The organism is Acidobacteriota bacterium, assembly GCA_009838525.1.
GTDB lineage: Bacteria > Acidobacteriota > Vicinamibacteria > Vicinamibacterales > UBA8438 > VXRJ01.
Genome location: VXRJ01000019.1, coordinates 134,218 through 160,355, shown reverse-complemented (window position 1 = coordinate 160,355; position 26,138 = coordinate 134,218). Strand labels below are relative to the sequence as shown.

Here is a 26,138-nt window from a genome sequence, read left to right as displayed (position 1 = left end):
GTGGTTGCTCCTACGTAATGATTTCTACCGATCGATTGCTCGATACTCTCCGCGCGCGGATCCCGGAACCGGTCACGCCGGCCGAACTGGAAGCGCACCTGGGGTTGCCGCCGCACGGGCGTGACGGACTCGAGGAGAGCCTCCGGACCCTCGTCGCGCGCGGCGCGCTGATCCGCCTCGACGAGAAGCGCTATGCGCTGCCGGGGGTGGATGTCCGGATCACGCTGGAGAAGCACGGGATCCCGGACGACCACGACCCGGCCGCGGTCGAGGAAGCGAAACGCCTGGGGACGGCGGTACGGAAGTCGGATTTGAAGGACCGGACCGACTTCCGCGCGCTGCCGACCGTGACCATCGATGGTGAGACGGCGCGCGATTTCGACGATGCGATTACGCTGGAGCCGCTCTCGCGGGGTCGCGTCCGCCTGGGGGTCCACATCGCCGACGTGGCGCACTATGTTGCCGAGGGCGGCGCGCTGGATCGCGACGCCCGCGCGCGCGGCACGTCGGTCTACTTTCCCGATCGCGCCGTTCACATGCTGCCGCCCCCTCTCGCCACCGGCCTGTGCAGCCTGAGGCCGGGAGTGGATCGGCTGGTGCAGTCGTGCCTGATGGAACTCGACCGCCGCGGCAAGGTGGCGCACTACGAGATGCACGACGGCGTGATCCGGAGCGACGAGCGGATGACGTACACCGACGTCGACGCGATCCTGTCGGAACCGGCCTCACCACAACGCCGCAAGTACCGGAAGCTGATCCCGTTCTTCGAGCAACTGGCCGGGCTGACCGGCGTGCTGACGAAGCGCCGGCGGGCTCGTGGGGCAATCGATATGGACGTTCCGGTCGCCACTTTTCAGCGGGACGACGAGGGGCGGGTGGCCGGGATCGTCGCCGATCAGCGCACGACCGCGAACCGGATCATCGAGGAGTGCATGCTGCTCGCCAACGAGACGGTGGCGGCGCACCTGGAGCGGACGCGTATGCCGTCGCTGTACCGGGTGCACGAACCGCCCGATCCCGAGAAGGTGGAACGGCTGGACACCTTCGCGCGGTCGCTCGGCCACAGCTTGGGCGCGCCCTCCGATCAGGTGACGCCGGCGCACTTTCAGAGGCTGCTGGACCGAATGCGCGGCCAGCCGGCGGAACGGGCGGTCGGCCTGCTGACCCTCCGCACCATGCAGCGGGCGCGGTACGACGCGGGCAACCTCGGGCACTTCGGTCTCGCGTCAGGCTCGTACACCCACTTCACCTCGCCGATCCGCCGTTATCCCGATCTGGTGGTGCACCGGGCGCTCCGCGCATCGCGCGCCGGCGGCCTGACCGCGAAGGAGCGCCGCGAACGCCTGGCGGAGTTGCGGGAGCTCGCGAAGCAGACCTCCGAGCTGGAACGGCGGGCCGAGGATGCGGAGCGTGAGGTGGTCCGCTGGCAGCAGAGCCGCTTCATGGCGGACAAGGTCGGCGACACGTTCGCCGGCTACGTCATCGGCGTCACCGGCTTCGGCCTGTTCGTGGAGCTGGTGGAGCCGTTCGTCGATGGCATGGTGCACATCTCCACCATGGCCGACGACTACTACCGTTTCGACGAGGCTCACCACCTGTGGCGGGGGGAGGGCAGCGGGCGGGTGTACCGTCTGGGCGACCGCGTCGAGGTGCAGCTCGTGCGCGTGGATCGGGATCGCCGTCAGATGGAGCTGGCCTTGACGGAGATACTCGAGTCCGTCTCGCGCCGGCGCGACGGCCGGGCGCCCCGCCCCCGGCGGCGGCGGATCGATCGTCCCCCGACGGATCGCCGGCCCCGGACGCGCCGGCGGACGGGCGTGGGGCGGCGTTAGCAGCCCATGGTGAAACCCAGCGTAGCACCGAGAGCGGCGTGAAGCATCTCGTGGTCGGAACGGCGGGGCACATCGACCACGGGAAGAGCGCGCTGGTGCGAGCGTTGACCGGGATCGATCCGGATCGGCTTCGCGAAGAGAAGGCGCGCGGCATCACGATTGACCTCGGCTTCGCCCGGTACCAGGAGGGGGCCACCGGCCTGGCGTTTGTCGACGTGCCGGGGCATGAGCGGTTCGTCCGCAACATGCTGGCGGGAGTGAGCGGTATCGACAGCGTCGTTCTGGTCGTGGCGGCGGACGAGTCGGTGATGCCGCAGACCCGGGAGCACTTCGACATCTGCCGGCTGCTCGACGTGGCGGACGGCGTCGTTGCGTTGACGAAGGCGGACCTCGTCGACGCCGAAACGATCGAGCTGGTGCGTCTGGAGGTGAGCGAGCTCGTGGCCGGCTCGTTTCTCGAGGGGGCGCCGGTCGTTCCGGTGTCGTCCCGCACCGGCGAAGGCCTGGACAGTCTGCGGCGCGTGCTGGCGGAGCTGGCCGACGGCGCGGCCGGCCGCCGGGACGACGGGATTCCCCGACTGCCGATCGACCGCGCGTTCAGCATGAAGGGATTCGGCACGGTGGTGACCGGTACGCTGGTCTCGGGCCGCATCGACCGGGACGCGGATCTGTTCCTTCTGCCGGGCGCCCGGCGCGTCAAGGTGCGCGGGCTGGAGGTGCATGGCAGGGCGCAGCCATCCGCGCACGCCGGTCAGCGGGCGGCGATCAACCTGGCCGGCGTCGGCGTCGACGACCTGCGGCGCGGCGATACGCTCACGGTTGCCGGCGGCCTGCTGGCGACCCGGCGAATCGATGCGCGCGTATCCCTGCTCGATGACGCGCGAGCATTGCGGTATGGCGCGCGGGTCCGCTTTCACCAGGGGACGACCGAAGTGATGGCGCGCGTCGCGTTGGGTGCGCTTAGTGCACCGGAGGACGGAGACGTCGACGGCGGCACGGACGGTCCGCCGTTGTTCCCGGGAACTCTCGATCCGGGCAGCTCGGCGTTCGCCCGTCTTCATCTTGAGCGGCCCGCCGCGCTGACGCGGGGTGACCGATTCGTGCTGCGCGCCTACTCACCGCCGCTCACTATCGGTGGTGGCGTCGTGCTCGATCCGGATCCGCCGCGCGGACGGCTTCGGTCCGCCGCCGGCGCAGGGCGGCTCCGCCGGCTGGATCGGATGGACGGCGATGGCCTGCGTCAGGCGGTCGAGCTGCGGGTGGACGAGGCGGGGGGCGCTGGCGTGACCGCCGAGGATCTGGCTCCGCGCGTCGGGCTCACGCAATCCGCGGTCACGAAGGTGCTGGGCGCACTGGTTGCCGGCCGCGCCGTGACGGCGGCCGACAATTGCTTCTTCGCCACCGAACGGGTGATGTCGGCGCGCGCGATGCTGCTCGATGCGGTGACCGCCTACCATCGCAAGGCGCCGCTCGAGCCGGGGCTTCCGCGGGAGATGGCGCGCTCCGGTCTCGGGACGCTGGCCGGACCGGAGCTGTTCGACCACGTCGCCGAGGCGTTGGCGACCGAAGGCGTGTTGGCGGCCGGGCGTCACCTGGCGTTGTCGAGCCACCGGGTCGTCCTAAGTGAGGAGGAAGCGCGCCTGAAGGACCGGCTGGCCGCGCGGTTCCGGGAGGAAGGGTTGTCGCCGCCCGACGTGGTCTCGCTGCCCGAGTTGCTCGGCGCGGACAGGGAGGCGATCGACCGGATGATCGCCCTCCTGGTACGGGAGGGCATTCTGGAGCGGCTGGGTCCGCTGCTGTTTCACCGCGACGTGCTCGACGTGGTGCGGACGGAGGTGGGCGCCCTGAAGGCTTCGGCGCCGGCGGGGGAGACGGCCCGGGTCGATATCGCCTGGTTCAAGTCGCGGTTCGGGATCACGCGGAAGTACGCCATACCGCTGCTCGAGCACCTCGACCGGGCGCGCATCACGCGGCGTGTCGGCACGGGGCGCATCGTCGTCTGATACACTCCCCATCGGTCAGTAAGCCCCCAGGTCCCGTGTCTCTCGACATTCCCGTTCTCCTCGACCGGCTCCGGCATCGCTACCCCTCGCTCCTCGTCGACCGCGTCGTCGAGTACGAGCCCGGCCAGCGCGTGACCGCGGTCAAGAACGTGACGGTGAACGAGGAGTATTTCCAGGGACACTTTCCCGGCAACCCGCTGATGCCGGGAGTCATGATGATCGAGACATTCGCGCAGGTGGCGACGCTGCTGCTGCTGGGTGACGAAGGCAAGGCCCCGACCGGCCGCACGGCGCTGCGCGGCGTCAACAACGCGAAGTTCAGGAAGCAGGTGCTTCCGGGCGACCGCCTCTGCCTGGAGGTGACGCTCCGAGAGCGGCCGGTGGGCGCCGCGGTCGCCTACTGCGTGGCGACGGTGGCGGGCCAGTCCGTCGCGGAGGCGGAGTTGCTGGTTGGCATCGAGGCGTCGACCCACATCGATCCGACGGCGACGGTCCATTCCGACGCGGTGCTCGGGCCGGATACGCGGGTCGGTCCGAACGCGATCATCGGTTCCGAAGTTCGGTTGGGCCGCGGTTGCCGAATCGGCGCCTCCGCGATCATCGCCGGCAACACGGAACTGGGTGACGACTGCCAGGTGTTCCCCTTCGCGTCCGTCGGACTCATCCCGCAGGACCTCAAGTACCGGGGTGAAGAAACCCGAGTCGTGATCGGCCACCGCAACGTGATCCGGGAATTCGTGACGATCAACCGGGGAACCCGGGGCGGCGGCGGACTGACCCTGATCGGCAACGATAATGTCTTCATGGCGTACGCGCACGTGGCCCACGACTGCACGATCGGCGATCGCAACATCTTCGCCAACGGCGCGACGATCGGCGGCCACGTCGTGGTCGAGGACGAGGCGACGATAAGCGCGCTGTCCGGCGTGCACCAGTTCTGCCGCGTCGGCCGGCAGGCGTTCATCGGCGGCGGCAGCGTCGTCACGATGGACGCCCTGCCCTACAGCCGCACCGTCGGCAATCGCGCGCGCCTGTACGGCCTGAACACGATCGGCCTGGAGCGGCGGGGCACCCGGCCAGAGACGATCGTGCAGTTGCGCCGCTCGTACCGCTACCTGCTGCAGTCGAAGCTGAACACGACTCAGGCGCTCGCCGCCATCGAAGCCGACCGGAGCCTCAACGTCGCGGAGGTGCGCGTTCTGGTCGACTTCATCCGGAGTTCCAAGCGTGGCGTCATCCTGCGTCGTCCGACGCGGCGTTACGAGCCGGTCGGAGTCGAGGAGTAGACGCACAGACAGTCCTGATGCGGATCGGCCTGATTGCCGGTAACGGCCGGTTTCCCTTTCTGGCGCTCGACGCGGCGCGCAGCCTGGGGCACGACGTAACCGTCGTCGCCATTCGTGAAGAAACCAGCCCCGACCTCGAAGCGGCCGCCGCCGACCGGCAGCCGGCCGCCTTCCACTGGGTGTCCCTGGGCCAGTTGGGCCGCTGCATCCGGATCCTGAAGGAAGCGGGGGTCACCCGTGCGTTGATGGCGGGGCAGGTGAAGCACACGAAGCTCTTCTCGGGCGTCGTGCCCGATCTCACCCTGCTGTCCGTGTTGCGCCGGCTCCGGGCGCAGAATACCGATGCGCTGATCTCAGCGGTGGCTGGCGTTCTGGAGGAGCATGGCATCGAGCTGGTCGACTCGACCCTCTTTCTCGCGCCGCTGCTTGCCGGCGACGGCACGCTGACCGTGCGGTCGCCCACCGCCGACGAGCGCTCCGACCTCGCGTTCGGCTACCGGATGGCCGACGCCATCGCGGGGTTGGACATCGGCCAGACGATCGTCGTCAAGGACCGGGCCGTCGTGGCGGTCGAGGCAATGGAGGGGACCGACGCCGTGATCGCGCGCGCCGGCCGTCTCGCCGGTCCCGGCGCCACCGTCGTCAAAGTAGCGAAGCCCAATCAGGACATGCGGTTCGACGTGCCGGTGGTCGGGGTGTCGACGGTCGAGGCGATGCGTGCGGCGGGCATGGGGGTCCTGTCGGTCGATGCGGGCCGGACGCTGGTGATTGACGGCGACCGCGTGTTCGAGGCGGCCGACGACGCCGGCATCGCCATCGTCGGGCGGCCGCAGGCCGACCGGCCCGCGGCGGCGGGTTCCGAGTGAAGGGATGGCTGACAGGGCTTTCCGCGCCGCGGTCGTCGGGGTCGGTTCCATTGGGCGGAACCACGCGCGGATCCTCGCCGCGCTGCCGGACGTGGAGCTCGTGGGCATCGTCGATGTCGATCAGGCGCGCGCCCGCGCCGTCGCCGCGGACGTCGGCGCGCCGGTGGTCGACGATGTTCGCGCGATAGAGCCACCGGTCGACGGTTGCGTGGTCGCGGTCCCGACGGCGGACCATTGCGCGGTTGCGGCGCCGCTGCTCGAGTCGGGTGTCGCGGTGCTGGTCGAGAAACCCATCGCCGCCTCGCTCGCGGAAGCGGACCGGTTGCTGGACGCGGCCCGGCTCTCGGGCGCGACGCTGGCCGTCGGGCACACCGAACGGCACAACCCGGCCGTCGCCGCGGCACTTCCCCATATCTCGGCCCCGCGCTTCATCGAAGTCCACCGCCTGTCGGTGTTCCAGCCCCGCAGCCTCGATGTCGACGTGATTCTCGATCTGATGATCCACGACATCGACATCGCGCTGGCGATGGTCGGCGAAGAACCGGCGTCCATCGAGGCCGTCGGGGTGCCGGTGCTGAGCAGCAGGATCGATATCGCGAACGTCCGGCTCCGTTTCCCGGACGGGTGTATCGCGAATATGACCGCGAGCCGGATCAGCCGCGATCGGGTTCGAAAGCTCCGGGTCTTCCAGCCGCATGCCCTGGTTTCCGTCGACTACGCGGAGCGGCAGGTGGAAGCGGTCACCGTGTCTCGTCCGGCGGACGGCGACCCGGCGATCAAGGTCCGCCACGTCGACTTTCCGGATGCCGAACCGCTGGAGCGGGAGCTGACCGACTTCGTCCGCTCGGCGCGAACCGGAGAGGCGCCGGGCGTGACCGGCGCCGACGGACGCCGCGCCCTCGCCGTGGCGCAACGGATTGCCGAGGCGCTACGGGCCGGTTCGGCCACCGTGTCCGTGGGTGTGCGCGCATGACCGACGCGGCGCTGTTCGACGCGCTGAGCGATCGGGTCGTGGCGGGCGAATCGCTGACGGCGGACGAAATCGGCGCGCTGGCCGATACGCGCGATGTCGTCCGGCTCGGCGCGCTGGCCGACGAGCGCCGGCGAGCGCGCCGGGGCGACCGGGTGACCTACGTCCGCGTGCTGGAGGTCTCCCTGACGGATCCGGACCTCGGCGCCGCGGCATCCGGGGCGGGGGAGATCCGCCTCGCCGGGCGTCCCGAGACCGAGTCGGCGGCGTTGGCGGGAGTGGAACGAACCGTCGCGGCGGCCGGCCGGACGCCGGTGACCGGCTTTGCTCTCGATAACCTCGTCGACTGCTGCGGCGGCGATACCCTCCGCTTCGACCGCTTCGCCGCCGCCCTGGGCGGCGCCGGCCTGGCCGCCATTTCGGAGGCCGTGGTGGAACGGACCGACCGTCCTGACTGGATCGGCCGGGCGCGAGACGCCGGCCTGCCGATCGCCCGTCTGACGGTGCACGATCCGGCCGCCTCCGGCATCGCTCTCATCCGCCGGGTCGCGGAATGGGGAGGAGGCGCACCGGCGCAGGCTTTCGCGCCGCTGCCCCGGCGGCTGACGGCGAAGCCGACCACCGGATACGAGGATGTCCGTCAGGTTGCGTTCTCGCGGCTGCTGGTCGACAATATCGATTCGATTCAGGTGGACTGGCGGCTGTACGGCCCGCAATTGGCGCAGGTGGCTTTGGCTTTCGGCGCGGACGATGTCGACGGCGTCTCTCCCATCGACGACCCGGCGGAGGGCGCGAGGCGGATGCCGGTGGTCGAGATCCGGCGACAGATTCGGGCGGCAGGGCTCGACCCGGTCGAACGCGACGGGTGCTTCGTAGCGCTTGCGACAGACGACAAATGAGTGTGATTCGCCTTGGCGCCGTCGAATACCTGAACGCCCGTCCGCTGGTGCATGGCCTCGAGGCGCGCTCCGACCTGTTCTCGATTCAGTACGACGTGCCCGCTCGCGTGGCCTCGCTGCTGCACAGCGGCAGGATCGATCTCGCGCTGATTCCGTCCATCGAGTATCTCCGCGGAACCCACTACCGCGTGGTTCCCGACATCGCCGTCGCCTCGGACGGGCCGGTGGCGTCGGTAGCGCTCTTCACCACGCGGCCGCCGACCGCCGTCCGCTCGATCGCGGTCGACGCCAGCTCACGCACGGCGGCGGCGCTGCTTCGTATCCTCTGCGCGCAGTCGTTCGACATCGAGCCGCAACTGCATGCGATGCCTCCCGACCTGCCGACGATGCTCAAGCGTTGCGACGCGGCGCTGCTGATCGGCGACGTCGCCCTCTTCACCGAGCACGAGACGGTGGTCGATCTGGACAAGATCGACCTGGGGGAAGAGTGGATGGCGCTGGCCAACCTGCCGTTCATCTGGGCGTTCTGGGCCGGGCGGCCCGATGTCGTGACGCCGGCCCACATCGACGCCCTGCGCGAGGCGCGCGCGGCAGGGTTGGCGGCGCTTGACGAGATAGCCTCGGCGCACGGGCCGAAGGACGAGGAGCAGGCGGAGATCGCGCGCGCCTATCTCCAGGAGAACGTGCAGTTCGCGATGAACGAGGAGGGTCGCGCCGGCTTGAAACGCTTCTATGCGGAAGCGGTTGATCTGGACCTCGTGCCGGAGACCCACGCCGTTCGGTATTTCGAATCATGACGGGGGTCGCGGCAGCGGATCGCGCGGCGGCCGCCCGGGCCGCGGCGCGGCTGCTCGACGGCGGGCGAATCGGCGCCGCCGAGGCCCTGTCCCTCTACCGGGCGCTGCCGACGCACGAGCTGGGTGCGTTGGCCGACCGGGTGCGTGCCGGCCGCCACCCCGACGGCATCGTCACCTACATCATCGACCGGAACGTCAACTACACGAACGTCTGTGTCGCGCGCTGCAACTTCTGCGCGTTCTATCGCAACGTCGGCGCGGCCGACGGTTACGTCCTGGGGTTCGACGAGATCTTCGCCAAGATCGACGAGACGATTGCCGTCGGCGGCGTGCAACTGCTGCTGCAGGGGGGACACAACCCCGACCTGCCCCTCGACTGGTACGAGGATCTCTTCCGGGCGATCAAGGACCGGTACCCCCGCTTCCGCCTGCACGCGCTCTCGCCGCCCGAGGTAATCCACCTGTCGCGGTTGTCGAACCTGCCGGTGCCGCGCGTGATCGACCGGCTGGTCTCCGCCGGTCTCGACAGCATTCCCGGCGGCGGCGCCGAAATCCTGGTCGACCGGGTCCGGAGGTTGCTTCACTGCGACGGCAAGGCGACCGCCGATGAGTGGATCGCCGTGATGCGGGCCGCCCATCGCGCCGGACTCCGGACGACCGCGACGATGATGTACGGCACGGTCGAGACGCTCGAAGAACGGATAGAGCACCTCCTTCGGATCCGGGAGCTGCAGGACGAGACGGGCGGCTTTACCGCGTTCATCACCTGGAGCTTTCAGCCGGATCACACGGAGCTGGCGAGCGCTCGCCGGATCGATCCCGCTACCTGCGTGGAGTATCTCCGCACCCTGGCGCTCGCCCGCCTCGTCCTCGACAACGTCGACAACCTGCAGGCTTCCTGGGTGACGCAGGGCGGGAAGGTCGGGCAGTTGAGTCTCGCCTACGGCGCCAACGACATGGGCAGCGTGATGATCGAGGAGAACGTCGTCCGGGCCGCCGGCGCCGCCTACTGCATGGACGAGGTGGAAATCGTCCGGAACATCGAGAATGCCGGCTTCGTGCCGAAGCGTCGGGACATGGAGTACGCCGTGCTGGGCGATCCGTTCTTTCGCGAGCAGGCGGTGCCGCGCATGACGGAGCTGGCGACGGCGCGCGCACCCGGTGACGACTCCGTGCCGGTGGAGCTGAGCGGCTACGAGGCGCGCAGCCGCGGCGGCAAGCAGCAGCGAGCCGGCGCTCCATGAGCGCGGGGCGGAAGGTCCGCTACCGCGCCCGCTGGATCCTGCCAATCGTCGCGCCGCCGGTCCGGGACGGCTGGGTGGACGTCTTCGGCGACGCAGTCCACGCCGTCGGGGGGGCGGCCGCCGTTCACCCCGCCGATCCGCTGGCCGAGGAGATCGACCTGGGCGACGTCGCCCTGCTGCCCGGGCTGGTGAACGCGCACACCCACCTGGAGCTGTCGGGACTTGACGACGCTTCCCCGCCGGCGGACTCGATGCCGGCCTGGGCGCGCGCCCTCGTTCAACGGGTCGACGCCGATGGCGGCCTGCCCGCGGAAGCGATACCCGACGCCGTGGCGCAATTGCACGCCTGCGGCACCGTCCTCGTGGGCGATATCGGCAACACGCAGGCGGCGCTGCCCGGGCTCGCGTCGGGACGGGTCGACGCGGTGCTCTTCCAGGAGTGTCTGGGCTTCGAGGTGGGACCGGAAGAAGCGGAGGCGAGGGCCGGTCGTCTGGCCGACGAGATTGCCGGGCGTGCGGCGGGCGCCGGCGGCGACCGTCTGATACTGCGCGGCGCGGCGCATGCTCCGTATTCGGTTTCGCCGGCGCTCTTCCGGGCCCTGGTGGCTCGACTCCCCGGCCCGCGCACGGTGCATCTGGCCGAATCACGGGAGGAGATCGACTTCCTGCGCGACGGCCACGGGCCGTGGCGCGAGTTCCTTCAGTGGCGCGGCCGCTGGAACGCGGCGTGGGAGCCGCCGGGAACGGGTCCCGTCGACTATCTCGAGATGCTCGGATGGTTGCGCGACGACACGCTGGTCGTGCATGGCGTGCAGCTTCGTCCGGACGATCTGAAGCGGCTCGCGGCGGCGGGGACGACGCTGGTCACCTGCCCGCGGAGCAACCGGTGGACCGGGGCCGGCGAGCCGCCGGTCGCCGACTTCTACGCTTCCGGTGTCCGGGTCGCGGTCGGAACCGACAGTCTCGCAAGCGCGCCCGACCTCAACCTCTTTTCCGAACTGGCTGCGCTGCATCGACTGGCGCCGGCGGTCCCGGCATCGCGCCTGCTCCGGAGCGCAACGCTCCACGGCGCGGCCGCCCTCGGGCGGGGAGAGACCCTGGGGGCCATCGCGCCGGGCCGGCGCGCAGCCCTCGTGGCGGTCGCTCTGCCCGGTTCCCTGGACGATGTGGAACAATACCTGGTGGGCGGGATCGAGCCGGAGCAGATAGCCTGGGTCGAGGCGCACCGATGCTGACGCGACTCCTCACCTACGGATCGTTCGTCCGCTTCAGCCACACCGTGTTCGCGTTGCCGTTCGCGCTGACCGGCGCTCTGCTGGCGAGTCAGGTGGCCGAGCTGACGTGGCGGCGCGCCGGCTGGATCGTCGTGGCGATGTTCACGGCCAGGACCGCCGCGATGGCGTTCAACCGGTTGGTCGATGCCCGTTTCGACGCCCTTAATCCGCGGACGGCGGGCCGCGAGATTCCGCGCGGGCGCGTATCCCGCATCGAGGCGGCGGCGATTGTCGTGGTGGCGTCGGCGGCGTTCATCGCCTCGACATGGCCGCTCGGCATGCTGTGTTTCGCGCTCTCGCCGCTCGCGCTCCTGATTGTCTTCTGGTACTCCCTCGCGAAGCGCTACACCACGTATACCCAGCTCTTTCTCGGCCTGGCCCTGGCGATCGCACCGGTCGGCGGGTGGCTTGCGGCGGGAGGGCAGTTCTTCGCCTCGCCGCCCTGGCTGCTGGCGCTGGCGACCGGCGCGTGGGTGGCCGGTTTCGACGTGATCTACGCCTGCGAGGACCTCGATTTCGATCGGCGGCAGGGACTCCGTTCGATTCCCGTGCGCTTCGGCGTCGAGCGTGCGCTTCACCTGTCGCGCCTGTTCCACCTGGTGACGGTGGCGGCGCTGGCTTCGCTCGCCTGGCTGATGCCGCTCGGGCCGATCTACGTGTTGGGGGTGACGGCGGTAGCGCTACTGCTCGCGTACGAGCAGTCACTCGTCAGCGCCTCGGATCTGTCGCGGGTGAAGCAGGCGTTCGAGCTGAACGGCTACGTCGGTATCCTTTACCTCATCGCGACAGCGGCGGCGCTGCATGTCCGGTAGATGACGCATGCCTGACAGGCCGATGCGCGTGGTGGTAGGCGTCACGGGCGCGAGCGGGGCGCTCTACGCCGTCCGGACCCTTGCCGCCCTGATCGACGCCGGCGCGGAGGTCGACCTGGTGGTGTCGGAGTACGGACATCGCCTGCTGCACGACGAACTGGGTCCTGACGTCACCGTTGAGGGGTTGCCCGTCTATCTGGCCTCGCGCTACGGCGTCTCGCCGCCCGCGGGTCCCGCGTTCGCCGTCCATCGCAACCGGGACGCCGGCGCCTCGATCGCCAGCGGCAGTCACCGGTGCGACGGGATGGTGATCGTGCCGTGTTCGATGAAGACACTGGCCGGAGTCGCGCACGGGCTGTCCCGCAACCTGATCGAACGCGCCGCCGACGTCATGCTGAAGGAACGCCGCCGGCTGGTGATCGTGCCGCGCGAGACGCCGATGAGCCTGCCGCAACTGCGCAACCTGGTGGCGTGCGCCGAGGCGGGCGCGCACCTGCTGCCGGCGATGCCGGCGTTTTATCAGCAGCCGCGCACGCTGGACGACCTCGCGGATTTCATGGCGGGGAAGATCCTCTCCGCGCTGGACATCGAGCATCAGCTCTATCCCGCCTGGACCGGATGATTGACGGCGCCACGGACAGGTCGGCCGCCGGTCCCGCGCTCGACAAGTCGGCCGGGCAGATCGCCGGCATGTTCGATGCCATCGCCGGCCGTTACGATCTGCTGAACCATGTCCTGAGCGCCGGGTTCGACCGGCGCTGGCGCAAGCTGGCGGTCCGGGAGCTGGCGCTGACGGGAAACGAGACGGTCATCGACGCGTGCACGGGTACCGCCGACCTTGCGATCGAGTTGGCCCTGGGCGCGCCGGATGGATCCCGGGCCTCTCGAGTCGTCGGGATCGACTTCGCCGGGGCGATGCTGGCGCGCGGCCGGACGAAGTTGGCGCAGCGGGGGCTGGGCGGGCGCGTGCAGCTCGTTCGCAGCGATGCGACCCGGTTGCCGATGCCGGATGGATCGACCGACGCCGCCACGGTCGCCTTCGGTATCCGCAACGTCGAGGATCCGTACCGAGCACTGGCCGAACTGCACCGGGTCGTCCGGCCGGGAGGGCGGATCGCGGTTCTGGAGTTCGGCATGCCCACGGTCCCGGGTCTCCGCGCCCTCTATGCCTGGTACTTCCGCTCCGTCCTGCCGGCCCTCGGGCGCCTCGTTTCCCGTCACGACAGCGCCTACGCCTACCTGCCGGCGTCGGTGGGCCAGTTCCCGAGTGGCGACGCGTTTCTCGGGCTGCTGCGGGCGTCGGGATTCGAAGAGGTTGCGGCTCGCCCGCTGCATTTCGGAATCGTCTATCTCTACACCGCGGTGCGGCCCTCCACGGGGAGGGCTATAATCGATTGACGGTCGGGCGGGTCCGGACGCACCATGATTTTCGACTTCGAGGGCCGCTACGCCGACACGCCGGGACTTGATCCGGCAATGTCGTGGCGAGAGCAGTCGCTGCTTTCGCTCTTCATTCATCTCTTCGTTCTCGGCCTCATGGTTTTTGTCCCGCAGATGGAGTGGGTTCGCGAACTCGAGGCGGCGCGCGAGGCGCGCCTCGCCGAACTGGCCGCACAGCAGGCCCAGGCCCAGGCGGAAGCGGAGGCGATGGCCCTTGCGCTCGCCGCTCCTCCCGACCGCACGTTCGTCTTCATCCAGCCCCTCGTGGAGATTGAACCGGAAGAACCGTTGCGTCCCGATGCGCCACTGTCCGACCGGGATCGCGTTGCGCAATCGCCGACCGCCTCGGACGATCCGCTGAACCCCTTGCCGAACGCGGAGGGGAACTCCTCGAACTTCGTTCTCTCCGAGGATCCGCAGCCGGGAATCAACCCCGACCCGCGCGGCGTGCTGACTGAAGCAGAGACTCCTTCGGATGCCGATCCGCCGGAAACCGTGTCGGCGGCCGAGGCGGCGGAGCCGATCGACGACCCGGTGGAAGACGCCGAAACGGCCGACGCGACGGCGGGGAGTGATGGAACGGCCGACGCTCCGGTGGAAGAGCTGGTGGAGGAACCGTTGGAGGCGGAGGAGGAGCTCGCGGACGCGGAAGACACGGAGATCGATGGCGAGGACGCCGAAACGCCGGATCGCGATATAGAAGCTCTGCTGGCGGAAGGCGCCCTGCTGTTGCCGGGATCGCGCCGCGCCGAGCAGCCCAACGATCCGGATCCGTTGGATCCGAGGATGAGGCGTCCACAGGACGGCCTTGTGGGGCGCGCCATGCGCAACCTCGATCGCTACGGGCTGCGTGAGAGCTTCGCCAACCGCCGCGGCGATACGGGCCGGTTCGGCCCGGAGATTCAGTTCGACTCGCGCGGCGCCGACTTTGGACCGTGGATCCGCCGGTTCATTGCCCAGGTCCGCCGGAACTGGTTCGTGCCCTACGCGATCATGTCGCGGTCGCTGCATGGCAACGTCGTCCTGACTTTTCACATCCAGCGCAACGGATCGATGACCGACCTCACGCTGGTGAAGCCGGCCGGGATCGACGCGTTCACCAATTCCGCGTACAACGCCCTGGCAACTTCCAACCCGACGCAACCGCTTCCGGACGACTATCCGGGCGACTCCTGCTTCTTCACCGTCACCTTCTACTTCAACGAATCACCGCCGGTCTGACCGCCTGGAGCAACTCATGAGCTTCATGCCTCTTCCGACGAACAGGCAGTTGATTGGCCTGGTGCTGCTGTTGGCGGGAATGGTCGTCTGGATCCTGTACCGGTGGTCATGACCGGTGCATCGCACCGTCCCCGTCTGATCGCCATCGTCGGTCCGACCGCCACCGGCAAGAGTGCGCTCGCGGTCGCGCTCGCGGCACGGCTGGGCGGCGAGGTGGTGAGTTGCGATTCGACGGCCGTCTATCGCGGGTTCGACATAGGCACCGACAAGCCGCCCCTCGCATCGCGCGGGGGCGTCCCGCACCATCTCATCGATGTCGCGGATCCGACCGAGCGCTATTCCGCCGCCCGCTACGTTCGCGAGGCTTCCGCCGCAATTCGCGCTATCACGGGCCGCGGGCGAATGCCGATCCTCGCCGGCGGCACGGGCCTGTACTTCCGCGCCCTGACGCGCGGCCTGTTCGACGGCCCGGGCCGGAACGAAGCGGTGCGCTGCCGGCTCAACGGGGTCGCGGAGCGGCGGGGCGACGCCTGGCTACACCGCATGGTTGCCCGCGTCGATCCCGCTGCGGGCCAACGGATTCAGCTCCACGACCGGAAGCGGTTGATCCGGGCCCTGGAGGTGTACTTCCTGACGGGCCGCCCGCTCACCGAGCATTTCGCCGCGACCCGCCGGCCGCTGTCGGAGTACGATCTGATGACGTTCGGCCTGCGGCTTCCTCCGGCGGAGACGGCGCGCCGTGTTTCGGAGCGGGTCGACCGTCAGTTCGATGGCGGTTTGCTCGACGAGATCCGCTCGATGCTTGCCTCGGGCCTGCCCCCGTCGGCGCATCCGTTCACCGGTCTCGTGTATCGCCAGGCCCTGGAGCATCTCAATGGGGTGCGCGACGAGGCGGCCACTCGCGCGCTGATTACGCAGGAGAACCGGAGGTACGCCCGCCGGCAGCTCATCTGGTTCCGGAAGGAGCCGAACGTGCACTGGCTGGCGCATCCCGGAGACCGCCCGGAGGCGCTCGAGGAGGCGCTGGCGCAGGTCGACCGCCCCGAGATGACGCTGACGATGCGCGGGAGCTTGGAAGGGCGCGCCAGCGCATGACTACGGCGCAGGAGTCGTCGCTCCGGACCAGTCTCGAGATGCGGGAGGCGGCGACGCTCTGCCCGGCCGCCTCGTTCAGTAGCCGGACGCGCGGCAGGCTGCGCCCGGAGCCCGAAGATCCAGTGCGTCCGGCGTTTCAGCGGGACCGCGACCGGATCATCCACTCGAAGGCGTTCCGCCGGTTGAAGCACAAGACGCAGGTGTTCTTCGCTCCGGCGGGCGACCACTACCGGACGCGGTTGACGCATACGCTCGAGGTGTCGCAGATCGCGCGAACCATCGCCAAGGCGCTTCGTTTGAACGAGGAGTTGACCGAGGCGATTGCGCTCGGGCATGACCTGGGCCACACGCCGTTTGGCCACACCGGCGAGCGGGTGCTGAAGGCGCTTTGCCCGGGGGGCTTCAACCACTACGAGCAGAGTCTCCGCGTGGTCGACGTGATAGAGCACGACGGCGAGGGACTCAACCTCACCTGGGAGGTGCGGGACGGCATTGCACGGCACTCGAAGGGAAAGGACGGCTTGCCGGTCGGGGCCGCGCCGGACCAGCGCGCGTCCACCCTGGAGGGCCAGGTGGCCCGGGTCGCCGACATCATTGCCTATGTCAACCACGACATCGACGACGCGGTGCGGGCCGGACTGCTGCAGCCCCAGGGCCTGCCGGCCGAACCGATTCGCGTGCTGGGCGGCAGATCGTCGGAGCGGATCGGCCGCATGGTGACCGACGTCGTGCGCCGCACGCAGGAGCGACTCGAGTCCGGCGCGCCGGAAGTGTCCATGAGCCGGACGATGCTGCAGGCGACGGTCGATATGCGCACGTTTCTCCACGGCGCGGTCTACGAGAACGCCGCCGCCGCCGGTGAACTCCGGAAGGCGCACGACATCCTGGCCGGTCTGTGGGGGAAGGTGCGGGAGGCCCCGGACCGGTTCCTCGATCCCCGCACGGTAGAGCGCGAGGGGGTCGACGTAGCCGCGAAGGACTTTCTGGCCGGGATGACCGACCGCTACGCGGTGCGGCTGTTCGAGTCTCTCTTCGTCCCGCGCCCCTGGGGGGGCGTCGGCTGGGACACCTGATCCCGCGGGTTCCGGCCGCCGTCAGCCGGCGCCGTTGGAGGTCGGGGCTTCCGAGGTGGTAGAATTGGCGGTTCTATCTTCAGCCGGAACGTTGACCATGCTTCACGATGCGCGGGCTGCCGGCAAGGCGCCGGAGGTATCCGAGCAGTTCGATCTCCGCGACGTGCGCGGCCAGATCGAACCGCTGGAGCGGTCCTTTCCGGCGTCTTCGTTCGCTGGCGCGGAGGGCGAGCGGGATGAGTACACCGTGGCGGCTCCCGTCGTGCTCGAGTTGCTGATCCTGAAGGATGGTGATCGTTACCGGCTCTCGGGGCCGCTCCGGACAACGGTCGAGCGGAGTTGCAGCCGGTGCCTGAAGCCGTTCCAAGTCCCGACCGTCCTCGACATTGACGTTCGCTACCATCCGCAGCGCGCGAACACGGGCGACGGAGAACACGAGATCTCGGATGACGACCTGTCCATCGCGTACTACCGCGACGACCAGATCCACCTGGGAGACCTGGTGCGCGAGCAGCTCCGGCTGGCGTCGCCGATGAAGCCACTCTGCAACGACGACTGCCGCGGCCTCTGCCCCGTCTGCGGCGTAAACCGGAACGAGACGACGTGCGATTGCGTTGCGTCGTGGCATGACCCGCGGTTCGACCGGCTCCGGACGCTTCGGCCGACGCCGGCCCGGGCCGCACTGATGAAGAAGGCCTGATTCCCATGGCGAATCCGAAACGACGGCATTCCAAGACGCGCACGGCCAAGCGCCGGGCGCACGACGCGCTCCCGCCAGTTCAGTTGAAGCGCTGCCCGCAATGTCACGAGTTGCAGCTGCCGCATCGCGTCTGTCCGCACTGCGGCTATTACGGGGACCGCCAGGTGCGTTCCGTAAAGGAGTCGTAGTCCTCCCGGCAGGACGCGCGCGGACAGGATGCGCATTGCCGTTGATGCGGTGGGGGGGGATCACGGACCGCGAAACGTGGTGGCCGGAGCCCTCGTTGCGGCGCGCCATCTCGGATTCGGACTTACCCTCGTCGGCCCCCGGCGCGTGATCGAGGACGAGTTGCGCCGCCATCCCGAGGCGAACGCGATCGACGTGCGGGTGGAGCCGGCTCCGGACGTGATTGGGATGGACGAGGGACCCGCGGCGCTACGGCGCAAGCCGGGCGCCTCGGTCCGGGTGGCGGCTGACGCGGTGGCGCGCGGAGAGGCCGCGGCATTCTTCAGCGCGGGCAACACGGGGGCAACGCTCGTCGCGGCCCACGCCGCCTTCGGCATGCTTCCCGGTGTGGACCGACCCGCCCTCGCGGTTCGGATCCCGACGCGCCACGGCGATGCGGTGCTGCTTGATGTCGGCGCCACCGTCGAGGGCCGGGCGCAGCACCTGGTGCAGTTCGCTTCGATGGGAACCGTTTTCTCGCAGGCGGTGCTCGGAATCGAGAAACCGCGGGTGGGCCTGCTGTCCATCGGTGAAGAGGCGACGAAAGGAAATGACCTGACCCGCCACGCCCACCGCCGGTTGCAGGAGAGCGGTTTGCATTTCATCGGGAACGTGGAGGCACGCGACCTGTATGCGGGCACGGCGGACGTCATCGTCTGCGATGGCTTCACCGGGAACATCGCGCTGAAGGTGAGCGAAGGACTGGTCGAGATGGTGGAGACGCTGTTGCACGACGAATTGCGGCGAACGTTCACAACGTCGCTCGGCTACCTGCTGTCGCGCCGCGCGTTCCGCCGTTTTCGCCGCCGGGTCGACTATTCGGAGTACGGCGGCGCGCCGCTTCTGGGCCTGGCGCGCCTCGCCATGGTGGGTCACGGGCGTTCATCGGTCAAGGCGGTCCGCAACGCGCTCGCCCTGACTCACCGATTCGTCCGACAGGACCTGGTTCATACCATCGGCGCACGGATGCAGGCGTTGGCGCCCAGCGCCCCGGGGCGTGCATCGTGATTGCCTTTGTCTTTCCGGGGCAGGGCTCGCAGCAGGTCGGAATGGGCAGGGAACTGGCCGAGACGTTCGACGTCTGCCGGGAGACGTTCGCGGAAGCGGACGGGGCGCTCGGCGAGCCGATCAGCCGCCTCTGCTTCAACGGTCCGGAGGAGCAGCTCACATTGACCGCCAACACGCAGCCGGCGATTCTCGCCATGAGCGTTGCCGTCGATCGTCTGCTCCGGAACCGGGGGCACGAGCCGGCGTTTCTGGCGGGGCACAGCTTGGGGGAATACTCGGCCCACGTCGCGGCCGGCACCATCGGGTTTGCCGACGCCCTGCGCATCGTCCGCCGCCGCGGCGAGTACATGCAGGCCGCGGTCCCGGTGGGCGAGGGAGCGATGGCGGCGGTGATCGGGCTTGGCCGCGACGGGGTCGAGCAGGCCTGCCGCGAGACGGCGGACGGCGAGGTGGTCAGTGCCGCCAACTGGAACGCCCCGGGACAGGTGACGATCGCGGGCACGGCAGCGGCGGTCGCGCGGGCCGGGGCGCGCGCGAGAGAGTTGGGCGCACGCCGCGTGATGCCGTTGCCGGTCAGCGCGCCGTTCCATTGCGAGCTGATGCAGCCGGCCGAAGCGCGGTTGGCGCCCGAGCTGCGCGCGCTGGTGTCGGCGACTCCGTCCGTGCCGGTAGTGGCGAACGTTGATGCTGAACCGAAGCGAAGCGCTCCCGACTCGATAGAGGCCCTGGTGCGGCAGGTGAGTGCGCCGGTGCAGTGGACGTCGGTCGTGGAACGGCTGGCGGCCGAGGGGGTCACGACGCTGATCGAGGTGGGTCCCGGACGGGTGTTGAGCGGTCTGGCCCGGAAGATCGACCGGTCGCTGACCGTCGCGAACGTGCAGGATCCGAGTAGCCTCGAGAAGGCTGAAGCGGCCCTGGCCGGCGGTCGGGTAGGGGCGGTCGGATGAGCGATCTCGCCGGCCGCGTGGCGCTCGTCACTGGCGCCTCGCGGGGGATCGGACGGGCCATTGCCCTTCACCTGGCGTCGGCGGGCGCGACGGTGGTGGCGGGTGCGAGGGCGGACCACGCCGGCGCCGTGCAGCGGCAGATCGAGGAAGCGGGCGGCGTCGCGGTGGCGATCACGCTGGACGTGACGGACCCAGCGTCGATCGGGGCTGCCGCCAGGACCGCGCTCGACCGCTTCGGACGCGTGGATGTCCTCGTGAACAACGCCGGCATCGTGCGGGATCAGTTGTTGATGCGGATGAAGGCCGAGGAGTGGAATGCCGTGGTGGCGACCAATCTGACGGCCGCCTACCAGTCGTGTCAGGCGGTGCTCCGGCCGATGCTGAAGCAGCGCTCGGGCCGGATCATCAACATTGCTTCGGTCGTCGGCCAGTCGGGAAACCCGGGTCAGGCGAACTATGCGGCGTCGAAGGCGGGACTGATCGGCTTCACGAAGTCGCTGGCGCAGGAAGTTGCCTCACGGGGCATAACCGTCAACGTCGTGGCGCCCGGAATGATCGAAACCGACATGACCGCCGCGCTCGATGAGCGGGCGCAGGCGGCGCTGAGAGAGCGGATTCCGATGGGCCGGCTCGGGTCGCCGGAGGAGGTGGCAGGTGTCGTCCGGTTTCTTGCCTCGGACGAAGCATCGTATATTACAGGGCAAGTCATCGGGGTCAACGGTGGGATGTACATGTAGGGAGGCTGGAAAGCATGGCGGTCGCTGACAAGGTCAAGAACATCATCGTGGAGCAGTTGGGGGTGGACGAGGAAGAGGTGACGCCGGATGCCTCTTTCGTCGACGACCTTGGCGCCGACTCGCTCGATACGGTCGAACTGGTTATGGCGTTTGAAGAGGAGTTCGGTCTCGAGATCCCCGACGGGGACGCGGAGAAGATTACCCGCGTGAAGGAGGCCGTCGACTACATAGAGTCCCACGCCACAGGTTCCAGGTAGGTTCGGCCGGTTCACCGACGGGAGCATTACCTGTGGCAAGGCGCGTTGCGGTCACCGGCGTCGGCCTCGTGTCGTCGCTCGGCGTCGGGACCGACGCGAACTGGGAGGCTCTGCTGGAGGGGCGGTCCGGCATCCGGACCATCGCCAGCTTCGACGCTTCCGCTTTCGCGTCGCGGATCGGGGGCGAAGTGCGCGGCTTCGACCCGCTCGCGTTCCTGACGCGGAAGGACGTCCGCAAGATGGACGTCTTCATCCAGTACGCGATCGCGGCGTCGGAGTTCGCCGTGCAGGACGCCGGCCTGTCCACCGAGGAGCCCCTCGGTCCGGACGTCGGCGTCTTCATCGCGTCCGGAATCGGCGGATTCAGCACGATCGAGCGCGAACACCGCGCGCTGCTCGAGGGCGGGCCCCGGAAGATCTCACCCTTCTTTATTCCCTCCGCCATCATCAATCTGGCGGCGGGGCAGGTGTCGATCCGGTTCGGAGCGCAGGGACCGAATTCGGCGACCTGCACCGCGTGTTCGGCCTCGGCCCATGCCATCGGCGACGCCTACGAGATGATCCGGCGGAGCGACGCCGACGTGATGATCGCCGGGGGATCCGAGGCGTCGATCACGCCGATGGGAGTGGGCGGGTTCGCCGCCATGCGGGCCCTCTCGACACGCAACGACGAGCCGGAGCGCGCCTGCCGGCCGTTCGACAAGGACCGCGACGGCTTCATCATCGGCGAGGGTTCGGGAGTCCTGATTCTCGAGGAGCTGGAGCGCGCCCGCGCGCGCAATGCGTCGATCTATTGCGAGCTGGTCGGCTACGGCATGTCGGCCGATGCGTTTCACATGACGGCTCCGGCCGAGAACGGCGACGGAGCGTTCCGGGTGATGCGGAATACGCTGCGCTCCGCGGGGGTCGAACCGAACGTGGTCGACTACGTCAACGCGCACGGCACGTCCACGCCTCACAACGATCGCATCGAGACGCTGGCCATCAAGCGCTGCTTCGGTGAACACGCGTCGTCACTCGCGATTTCGTCCACCAAGTCCATGACCGGCCACCTGCTGGGGGCGGCCGGCGGGCTGGAGGCCGGGATCACCGCGCTCGCGGTTCGCCACCAGGTGGCGCCCCCCACTATCAATCTGGAGAATCCCGACCCGGACTGCGACCTCGACTACGTGGCGAACGCCAGGCGCGAGATGCCGATCACCTACGCGCTGTCCAACTCGTTCGGGTTCGGCGGCACCAACGCCAGCCTGCTGCTACGCCGGTACGACGGCTGATCCCACGGAGTCCGATGAAGATCGCGGTTTGCCTGAAGCAGGTCATTACGCGCGACTGGCCGCTCCGCGTTGCGGAGTCGAACACCTGGGTCCGCGATAGCGACGCGACGTACGAGATGAACGAGCCGGACGCCTACGCGCTGGAAGAGGCGCTCCGGTTGAAGGAACGTCTCGCCGGCGACGACAGCGAGGTGGTCGTCTGCTCGGCCGGGCCGGCGCGGGCCACGCAGGTGATTCGGGAGGCGCTTGCCCGCGGCGCGGACCGTGCAATCCATGTCGAGAGCGACGCGCTGGCGGAAGCCGATGCCGGGGTGATGGCGGGGGCGCTGGCCGACGCTATCCGTGACGAGGGGTTCGATCTGGTGCTGACCGGCCTGCAGTCGGACGACCAGGGCTTCGGACAGACCGGCGTGGTCCTGGCGGAACGCCTGGGCCTGCCGCACGCGACGATCATCATGGAGGTGGAGGCCGGTGGAGAGGGATCGCTCCGCGTCAAGCGGGAACTGGAGAGCGGCTGGTTCCAGTGGGTGAGCCTGCCGCTGCCAGCGCTCCTGACGATTCAGAGCGGCATCAACCAGCTTCGCTACGCCACGCTCCGGGGGATCATGGCGGCCAAGCGGAAGGAGATCCGCAAGGTGACGCCGGAGCTCTCCGGCGTCGGCGGACAGCGGATCCTACGGATGTACGCGCCGGAGAAGTCCGGCGACACGCACCTGATCGACGGCGCGCCCGCGGAGGCGGCGCGTGAGCTGGTGCGATTGCTTCGCGAGGAGGCGCGCGTCCTGTGATCCTGGTTGTCGGTGAACAGCGTGACGGCGCGGTCAATCCCGCCACTTGGGAAACGGTGGCGGCGGCGCAGCAGATCGCCACGAGCGACGCGGCGCCCGCCGGGCCGATCACGGTCGCGCTGGCCGGCGCGGGGGCATCTCTCGCGTCGTCGGCGGCGGAGCTGGCCGCGGCGGACGTCGACGGAGTGCTCGCGATCGATCACGCGGCGCTCGAGCCCTACACCGCCGACGGCCTCACCACCGCCTACGCGCAGGTGATCGGCGGCGTCTCGCCGGACCTCGTGCTCTGGCCGCACACGTACCAGACGCGCGACTACGCACCCGCTCTGGCCGCCCGGATCGGGCGCCTCCTGATTCCCGACTGCATCGGAGCCAGGGCGCACGACGGCGCGACGGTCTTCGTCCGCCCAATGTTCCAGGGGAAGTTCGTCGCGGATGTGGCGCCGGAGGGTCCGCCGCCGCACTGCGCGACCATCCAGATCGGCGCGTGGCGCGCCGACAGCGCGCGCCGCGGCGACGCACCGGCGCCGGTCCGCGCGGTCGAGGTGCAACTGGACGCGGCGGCCATCCGCCAGCAGCCGGAAGCGCCGTTCAGGGAGGCGAAGCAGGCGGTCGACCTGACCCAGGCGGAGCGGATCGTTGCGGTGGGCCGGGGCATCAAGGATGCGGAGCACCTGCCGCTTGTCCAGGAGCTGGCGCGCGCTCTCGACGCCGAGGTGGCGGCCTCCCGACCCATCTGCGACGCCGGCTGGCTGCCGATGGATCGGCAAATCGGCAGTTCCGGCCAGACCGTGGCGCCCGGACTCTATCTGGCGCTGGGCATCTCCGGCGCCATTCAGCATCTGGTCGGCATGAAGGGGGCGCGCACGATCGTCGCCATCAACAAGGATGCCGACGCCCCCATCTTCGAGGTGGCGCACTATGGCATCGTCGGCGACCTGTTCGAGATCGTGCCGGCGATTCAGGCGGCGCTCGAGGGTGGAGACGCCGGGGGAGACTGACCCTGGATCCGATCGAGCCGGATCGCGACACGCTCGAGGTCGACGTCCTGATTGTCGGCGGCGGACCGGCCGGCCTCGCCGCGGCATATCGGCTGGCGCGCCTCAGCGCCGAAGCGGGAGGCGAGCCCCTCGCGATCGCCCTGCTCGAGAAGGCGCGCGCGCCGGGCGCGCACATGCTCTCGGGCGCGGTCCTCGATCCTTCGGCCCTTCACGACCTGATCCCCGACTGGCGGGAGCGGAACGCACCGCTCGAGACCCCGGTCGCGCGCGACAGCATCTACTTCCTGACCGGCCGTCGCGCCATCCCGTTTCCCTTCACGCCGCCGCCGCTCCGCAACCACGGCCACTACGTCATCTCGCTCAACCGCTTTGCGGCCTGGCTGACGGATCAAGTGGAGGCGGCGGGTGTCGATGTCTTTACCGGTTTTGCGGCGTCGGAATTGCTGTACGACGGCGACCGCATCGTCGGGGCGCGGACCGGCGACCGGGGCATCGCGAAGGATGGTTCCCGCCGGCCGACATTCGAGCCGGGCGTCGACATCCGCGCGCCGGTGACGCTGCTCGCCGACGGCGTGCGGGGCAACCTGACCAAGACGCTGATCGCGCGGCTCGGCCTCGACACCGATCGTCAGCCGCAGACATACGCCATCGGCATCAAGGAGTTGTGGGATGTCGATCCGGAGCGTCTGGCTCCCGGTTCGGTGATCCACACGATGGGCCACCCCCTGCGTTTCGAGGAGTTCGGCGGCGGGTTCATCTACGCTTTGCCGGAGGGGCGGCTGTCGGTCGGCTTCGTCGCCGGGCTCGACTACCGCGATCCGCTGTTCGATCCGCATGTCGCCTTTCAGCGGTTCAAGCGGCACCCGCTGGTTGCCCGGCTGCTCGACGGCGGGCAGATGGTGCGTTACGGCGCGAAGGCGTTGCCGGAGGGGGGCTGGCACGCCATCCCGAAGTGCCACGCCGACGGCGCACTCATTCTGGGAGATGCCGGCGGATTCCTCAATTCGATGCGGCTGAAGGGTATTCACCTCGCGATGCGAAGCGGGATGGCGGCGGCCGAGGCGGCATTTGCCGCCATCCGGGCGGGTGACGTCTCCGCATCCCGGCTTGCCGGGTACGATCGGCTGATTCAGGAGGGGCCGATCCATCGCGAGCTGTACCCGGTCCGGAACGTCCACCAGGCATTCGGAGCCGGCCTCCTGCCCGGGCTGGTCTTTTCCGGGCTGTCGCTGCTGACCGGCGGCTGGTGGCTGCGCGACCCGATCCCGTCGCATGCCGGGCATGAACGGATCCGGACGGTGGACGACTATTACCGCGGCCGGCAGGCGCCGGAGGCGCCCGGCGTGCCGATTGACCGGACGCTGACGTTCGACCGGCTGACCAACGTCCACTATTCCGGGACGCGCCACGACGAGAACCAGCCGTCGCACCTGATCGTCCATGACACGGACATCTGCCGCACGCGCTGCATTGAGGAGTACCGGAATCCCTGCACGCGGTTCTGCCCCGCCAACGTCTACGAGATCGTTGATGCCGGCGCCGGTGAGGGGAAGCGGCTGCAGGTCAACGCATCGAACTGCGTGCACTGCAAGACGTGCGACATCATGGATCCGTACCAGATCATCGACTGGGTACCGCCGGAGGGGGAGGGCGGCCCGCAATACGAAGGAATGTGACCGAAGGGCCGGCGCGCCACGACGATACGCCAAGACGGCTGTCGTTCCGCCAGCGGACGATGGCGCGGCTGATCGGCGCGCTCGGAGCCCCGGTCGTCGACGCCATCTGCCGGACGCTGCGATGGCGCGTCGAAGGGATGGAGCACCACGACGCGATCGTCGCGTCGGGCCGCCAGCCCGTCCTCGCCTTCTGGCACGGCCGTGTCCTGCACGCCACCTGGTTCTGGCGCGGGCGCGGGATCGTCGTGATGATCAGCGAGAATTTCGACGGGGAGTGGATCGGCCGGCTGATCGAGTGGTTCGGCTATCGGACGGCCCGCGGATCGTCGTCGCGCGGCGGCGCGCGCGCCATGGTCCGGATGCGCCGCCTGAGCGTGGACGGCGCGCCGACCGGGTTTGCCGTCGACGGACCGCGCGGCCCGGCGCGTTCGGTACAGCCGGGTGCGGTCTGGCTCGCCAGTCTGACCGGCCAGCCGATCCTGCCGTTCCATGCCGAGTCGGATCGCTATTGGACGATCCGGAGCTGGGACGGCACGCAGGTGCCGAAGCCTTTCGCGCGAACTGCCATGGTGATTGGCCCGCCGATCTACGTCCCGCGCCGTCCGGACGATGATGTAATGGAGGAGAAGCGACGAGAGCTGGCGGACTCTCTCGCGGCTCTGGCCGAACGCGCGACAGTCATGGCCCGGGCGCCGGCACGGGAGACAAACTGA

General features: G+C 69.3%; 25 protein-coding genes. All 25 read left to right on the top strand.

Translation table 11 applies throughout. The features are described 5' to 3' along the window. Window positions 1-17: 17 nt before the first annotated feature. Complete coding sequence (rnr, locus tag F4Y45_10520) at window positions 18-1,832, top strand: ribonuclease R (protein ID MXY24942.1); 1,815 nt, start codon at window positions 18-20, stop codon at window positions 1,830-1,832. Beyond that, complete coding sequence (gene selB / locus F4Y45_10515) at window positions 1,598-3,835, top strand: selenocysteine-specific translation elongation factor (GenBank protein MXY24941.1); 2,238 nt, start codon at window positions 1,598-1,600, stop codon at window positions 3,833-3,835. The genes rnr and selB overlap by 235 nt, the downstream gene beginning before the upstream one ends. 35 nt (window positions 3,836-3,870) lie before the next feature. Beyond that, a complete protein-coding gene (gene lpxA / locus F4Y45_10510) occupies window positions 3,871-5,121 on the top strand; it encodes an acyl-ACP--UDP-N-acetylglucosamine O-acyltransferase (protein MXY24940.1) in 1,251 nt (416 codons plus the stop codon). A gap of 17 nt (window positions 5,122-5,138) precedes the next feature. Beyond that, window positions 5,139-5,987 carry an LpxI family protein gene (locus tag F4Y45_10505; protein MXY24939.1) on the top strand — a complete coding sequence of 283 codons (849 nt, stop codon included), beginning with the start codon at window positions 5,139-5,141 and terminating at the stop codon, window positions 5,985-5,987. A gap of 4 nt (window positions 5,988-5,991) precedes the next feature. Continuing rightward, window positions 5,992-6,960: a Gfo/Idh/MocA family oxidoreductase gene (locus F4Y45_10500; GenBank protein MXY24938.1), complete on the top strand. Its 969-nt coding sequence runs from the start codon at window positions 5,992-5,994 to the stop codon at window positions 6,958-6,960. Window positions 6,961-7,510: 550 nt separating this feature from the next. After that, entirely contained in the window at window positions 7,511-8,653 is a 1,143-nt protein-coding gene (locus F4Y45_10495; GenBank protein ID MXY24937.1) for a menaquinone biosynthesis protein, read from the top strand. Continuing rightward, window positions 8,650-9,897 carry a dehypoxanthine futalosine cyclase gene (mqnC, locus tag F4Y45_10490; protein ID MXY24936.1) on the top strand — a complete coding sequence of 416 codons (1,248 nt, stop codon included), beginning with the start codon at window positions 8,650-8,652 and terminating at the stop codon, window positions 9,895-9,897. The genes F4Y45_10495 and mqnC overlap by 4 nt, the downstream gene beginning before the upstream one ends. Continuing rightward, complete coding sequence (locus F4Y45_10485) at window positions 9,894-11,132, top strand: amidohydrolase family protein (protein ID MXY24935.1); 1,239 nt, start codon at window positions 9,894-9,896, stop codon at window positions 11,130-11,132. The genes mqnC and F4Y45_10485 overlap by 4 nt, the downstream gene beginning before the upstream one ends. Beyond that, window positions 11,126-11,983 carry a 4-hydroxybenzoate octaprenyltransferase gene (locus F4Y45_10480; GenBank protein ID MXY24934.1) on the top strand — a complete coding sequence of 286 codons (858 nt, stop codon included), beginning with the start codon at window positions 11,126-11,128 and terminating at the stop codon, window positions 11,981-11,983. Before F4Y45_10485 ends, F4Y45_10480 begins: the two co-directional genes overlap by 7 nt. A gap of 22 nt (window positions 11,984-12,005) precedes the next feature. Further along, a complete protein-coding gene (locus F4Y45_10475; protein ID MXY24933.1) occupies window positions 12,006-12,605 on the top strand; it encodes a UbiX family flavin prenyltransferase in 600 nt (199 codons plus the stop codon). After that, on the top strand, window positions 12,602-13,381 hold the full coding sequence (gene ubiE, locus F4Y45_10470) for a bifunctional demethylmenaquinone methyltransferase/2-methoxy-6-polyprenyl-1,4-benzoquinol methylase UbiE (protein MXY24932.1): 780 nt from the start codon (window positions 12,602-12,604) through the stop codon (window positions 13,379-13,381). The genes F4Y45_10475 and ubiE overlap by 4 nt, the downstream gene beginning before the upstream one ends. Before the next feature lie 24 nt (window positions 13,382-13,405). After that, the gene (locus tag F4Y45_10465) at window positions 13,406-14,644 is read left to right on the top strand and encodes a hypothetical protein (protein ID MXY24931.1); all 1,239 of its coding nucleotides are present in this window, start codon (window positions 13,406-13,408) and stop codon (window positions 14,642-14,644) included. A 108-nt stretch (window positions 14,645-14,752) separates the two neighbouring features. After that, window positions 14,753-15,739 (top strand): tRNA (adenosine(37)-N6)-dimethylallyltransferase MiaA, encoded by a 987-nt coding sequence (gene miaA, locus F4Y45_10460; GenBank protein ID MXY24930.1) that lies wholly within the window; start codon window positions 14,753-14,755, stop codon window positions 15,737-15,739. Continuing rightward, window positions 15,736-16,812, top strand: a complete 1,077-nt coding sequence (locus F4Y45_10455) for a deoxyguanosinetriphosphate triphosphohydrolase (protein ID MXY24929.1) — start codon at window positions 15,736-15,738, stop codon at window positions 16,810-16,812. Before miaA ends, F4Y45_10455 begins: the two co-directional genes overlap by 4 nt. A gap of 97 nt (window positions 16,813-16,909) precedes the next feature. After that, on the top strand, window positions 16,910-17,512 hold the full coding sequence (locus tag F4Y45_10450; protein ID MXY24928.1) for a DUF177 domain-containing protein: 603 nt from the start codon (window positions 16,910-16,912) through the stop codon (window positions 17,510-17,512). 5 nt (window positions 17,513-17,517) lie between these two features. Further along, the gene (locus tag F4Y45_10445) at window positions 17,518-17,700 is read left to right on the top strand and encodes a 50S ribosomal protein L32 (protein ID MXY24927.1); all 183 of its coding nucleotides are present in this window, start codon (window positions 17,518-17,520) and stop codon (window positions 17,698-17,700) included. A gap of 28 nt (window positions 17,701-17,728) precedes the next feature. Continuing rightward, entirely contained in the window at window positions 17,729-18,745 is a 1,017-nt protein-coding gene (gene plsX / locus F4Y45_10440; GenBank protein ID MXY24926.1) for a phosphate acyltransferase PlsX, read from the top strand. 41 nt (window positions 18,746-18,786) lie between these two features. Then, window positions 18,787-19,692, top strand: a complete 906-nt coding sequence (gene fabD / locus F4Y45_10435; GenBank protein MXY24925.1) for an ACP S-malonyltransferase — start codon at window positions 18,787-18,789, stop codon at window positions 19,690-19,692. Further along, entirely contained in the window at window positions 19,689-20,429 is a 741-nt protein-coding gene (gene fabG / locus F4Y45_10430) for a 3-oxoacyl-ACP reductase FabG (GenBank protein ID MXY24924.1), read from the top strand. Before fabD ends, fabG begins: the two co-directional genes overlap by 4 nt. A 14-nt stretch (window positions 20,430-20,443) precedes the next feature. Continuing rightward, the gene (gene acpP, locus F4Y45_10425) at window positions 20,444-20,686 is read left to right on the top strand and encodes an acyl carrier protein (GenBank protein ID MXY24923.1); all 243 of its coding nucleotides are present in this window, start codon (window positions 20,444-20,446) and stop codon (window positions 20,684-20,686) included. Between the two features lie 32 nt (window positions 20,687-20,718). Next, window positions 20,719-21,960, top strand: a complete 1,242-nt coding sequence (gene fabF, locus F4Y45_10420; protein ID MXY24922.1) for a beta-ketoacyl-ACP synthase II — start codon at window positions 20,719-20,721, stop codon at window positions 21,958-21,960. 14 nt (window positions 21,961-21,974) lie between these two features. Further along, the gene (locus F4Y45_10415; GenBank protein ID MXY24921.1) at window positions 21,975-22,748 is read left to right on the top strand and encodes an electron transfer flavoprotein subunit beta/FixA family protein; all 774 of its coding nucleotides are present in this window, start codon (window positions 21,975-21,977) and stop codon (window positions 22,746-22,748) included. Next, a complete protein-coding gene (locus F4Y45_10410) occupies window positions 22,748-23,749 on the top strand; it encodes an electron transfer flavoprotein subunit alpha/FixB family protein (GenBank protein MXY24920.1) in 1,002 nt (333 codons plus the stop codon). The genes F4Y45_10415 and F4Y45_10410 overlap by 1 nt, the downstream gene beginning before the upstream one ends. Next, on the top strand, window positions 23,746-25,425 hold the full coding sequence (locus tag F4Y45_10405; GenBank protein ID MXY24919.1) for an electron transfer flavoprotein-ubiquinone oxidoreductase: 1,680 nt from the start codon (window positions 23,746-23,748) through the stop codon (window positions 25,423-25,425). Before F4Y45_10410 ends, F4Y45_10405 begins: the two co-directional genes overlap by 4 nt. Beyond that, window positions 25,422-26,138, top strand: coding sequence for a lysophospholipid acyltransferase family protein (locus F4Y45_10400; GenBank protein MXY24918.1), 717 nt, complete (start codon window positions 25,422-25,424; stop codon window positions 26,136-26,138). Before F4Y45_10405 ends, F4Y45_10400 begins: the two co-directional genes overlap by 4 nt.

What these genes read in the sequence shown, in the direction of transcription:
- rnr (MXY24942.1), top strand. Translation starts at nt 18, where the DNA reads ATGATTTCTACCGATCGATTGCTCGATACTCTCCGCGCGCGGATCCCG.
- F4Y45_10505 (MXY24939.1), top strand. Translation starts at nt 5,139, where the DNA reads ATGCGGATCGGCCTGATTGCCGGTAACGGCCGGTTTCCCTTTCTGGCG.
- F4Y45_10500 (MXY24938.1), top strand. Translation starts at nt 5,992, where the DNA reads ATGGCTGACAGGGCTTTCCGCGCCGCGGTCGTCGGGGTCGGTTCCATT.
- F4Y45_10495 (MXY24937.1), top strand. Translation starts at nt 7,511, where the DNA reads ATGGGGAGGAGGCGCACCGGCGCAGGCTTTCGCGCCGCTGCCCCGGCG.
- mqnC (MXY24936.1), top strand. Translation starts at nt 8,650, where the DNA reads ATGACGGGGGTCGCGGCAGCGGATCGCGCGGCGGCCGCCCGGGCCGCG.
- F4Y45_10485 (MXY24935.1), top strand. Translation starts at nt 9,894, where the DNA reads ATGAGCGCGGGGCGGAAGGTCCGCTACCGCGCCCGCTGGATCCTGCCA.
- F4Y45_10480 (MXY24934.1), top strand. Translation starts at nt 11,126, where the DNA reads ATGCTGACGCGACTCCTCACCTACGGATCGTTCGTCCGCTTCAGCCAC.
- F4Y45_10475 (MXY24933.1), top strand. Translation starts at nt 12,006, where the DNA reads ATGCGCGTGGTGGTAGGCGTCACGGGCGCGAGCGGGGCGCTCTACGCC.
- ubiE (MXY24932.1), top strand. Translation starts at nt 12,602, where the DNA reads ATGATTGACGGCGCCACGGACAGGTCGGCCGCCGGTCCCGCGCTCGAC.
- F4Y45_10465 (MXY24931.1), top strand. Translation starts at nt 13,406, where the DNA reads ATGATTTTCGACTTCGAGGGCCGCTACGCCGACACGCCGGGACTTGAT.
- miaA (MXY24930.1), top strand. Translation starts at nt 14,753, where the DNA reads ATGACCGGTGCATCGCACCGTCCCCGTCTGATCGCCATCGTCGGTCCG.
- F4Y45_10455 (MXY24929.1), top strand. Translation starts at nt 15,736, where the DNA reads ATGACTACGGCGCAGGAGTCGTCGCTCCGGACCAGTCTCGAGATGCGG.
- F4Y45_10450 (MXY24928.1), top strand. Translation starts at nt 16,910, where the DNA reads ATGCTTCACGATGCGCGGGCTGCCGGCAAGGCGCCGGAGGTATCCGAG.
- F4Y45_10445 (MXY24927.1), top strand. Translation starts at nt 17,518, where the DNA reads ATGGCGAATCCGAAACGACGGCATTCCAAGACGCGCACGGCCAAGCGC.
- plsX (MXY24926.1), top strand. Translation starts at nt 17,729, where the DNA reads ATGCGCATTGCCGTTGATGCGGTGGGGGGGGATCACGGACCGCGAAAC.
- fabD (MXY24925.1), top strand. Translation starts at nt 18,787, where the DNA reads ATGGGCAGGGAACTGGCCGAGACGTTCGACGTCTGCCGGGAGACGTTC.
- fabG (MXY24924.1), top strand. Translation starts at nt 19,689, where the DNA reads ATGAGCGATCTCGCCGGCCGCGTGGCGCTCGTCACTGGCGCCTCGCGG.
- acpP (MXY24923.1), top strand. Translation starts at nt 20,444, where the DNA reads ATGGCGGTCGCTGACAAGGTCAAGAACATCATCGTGGAGCAGTTGGGG.
- F4Y45_10415 (MXY24921.1), top strand. Translation starts at nt 21,975, where the DNA reads ATGAAGATCGCGGTTTGCCTGAAGCAGGTCATTACGCGCGACTGGCCG.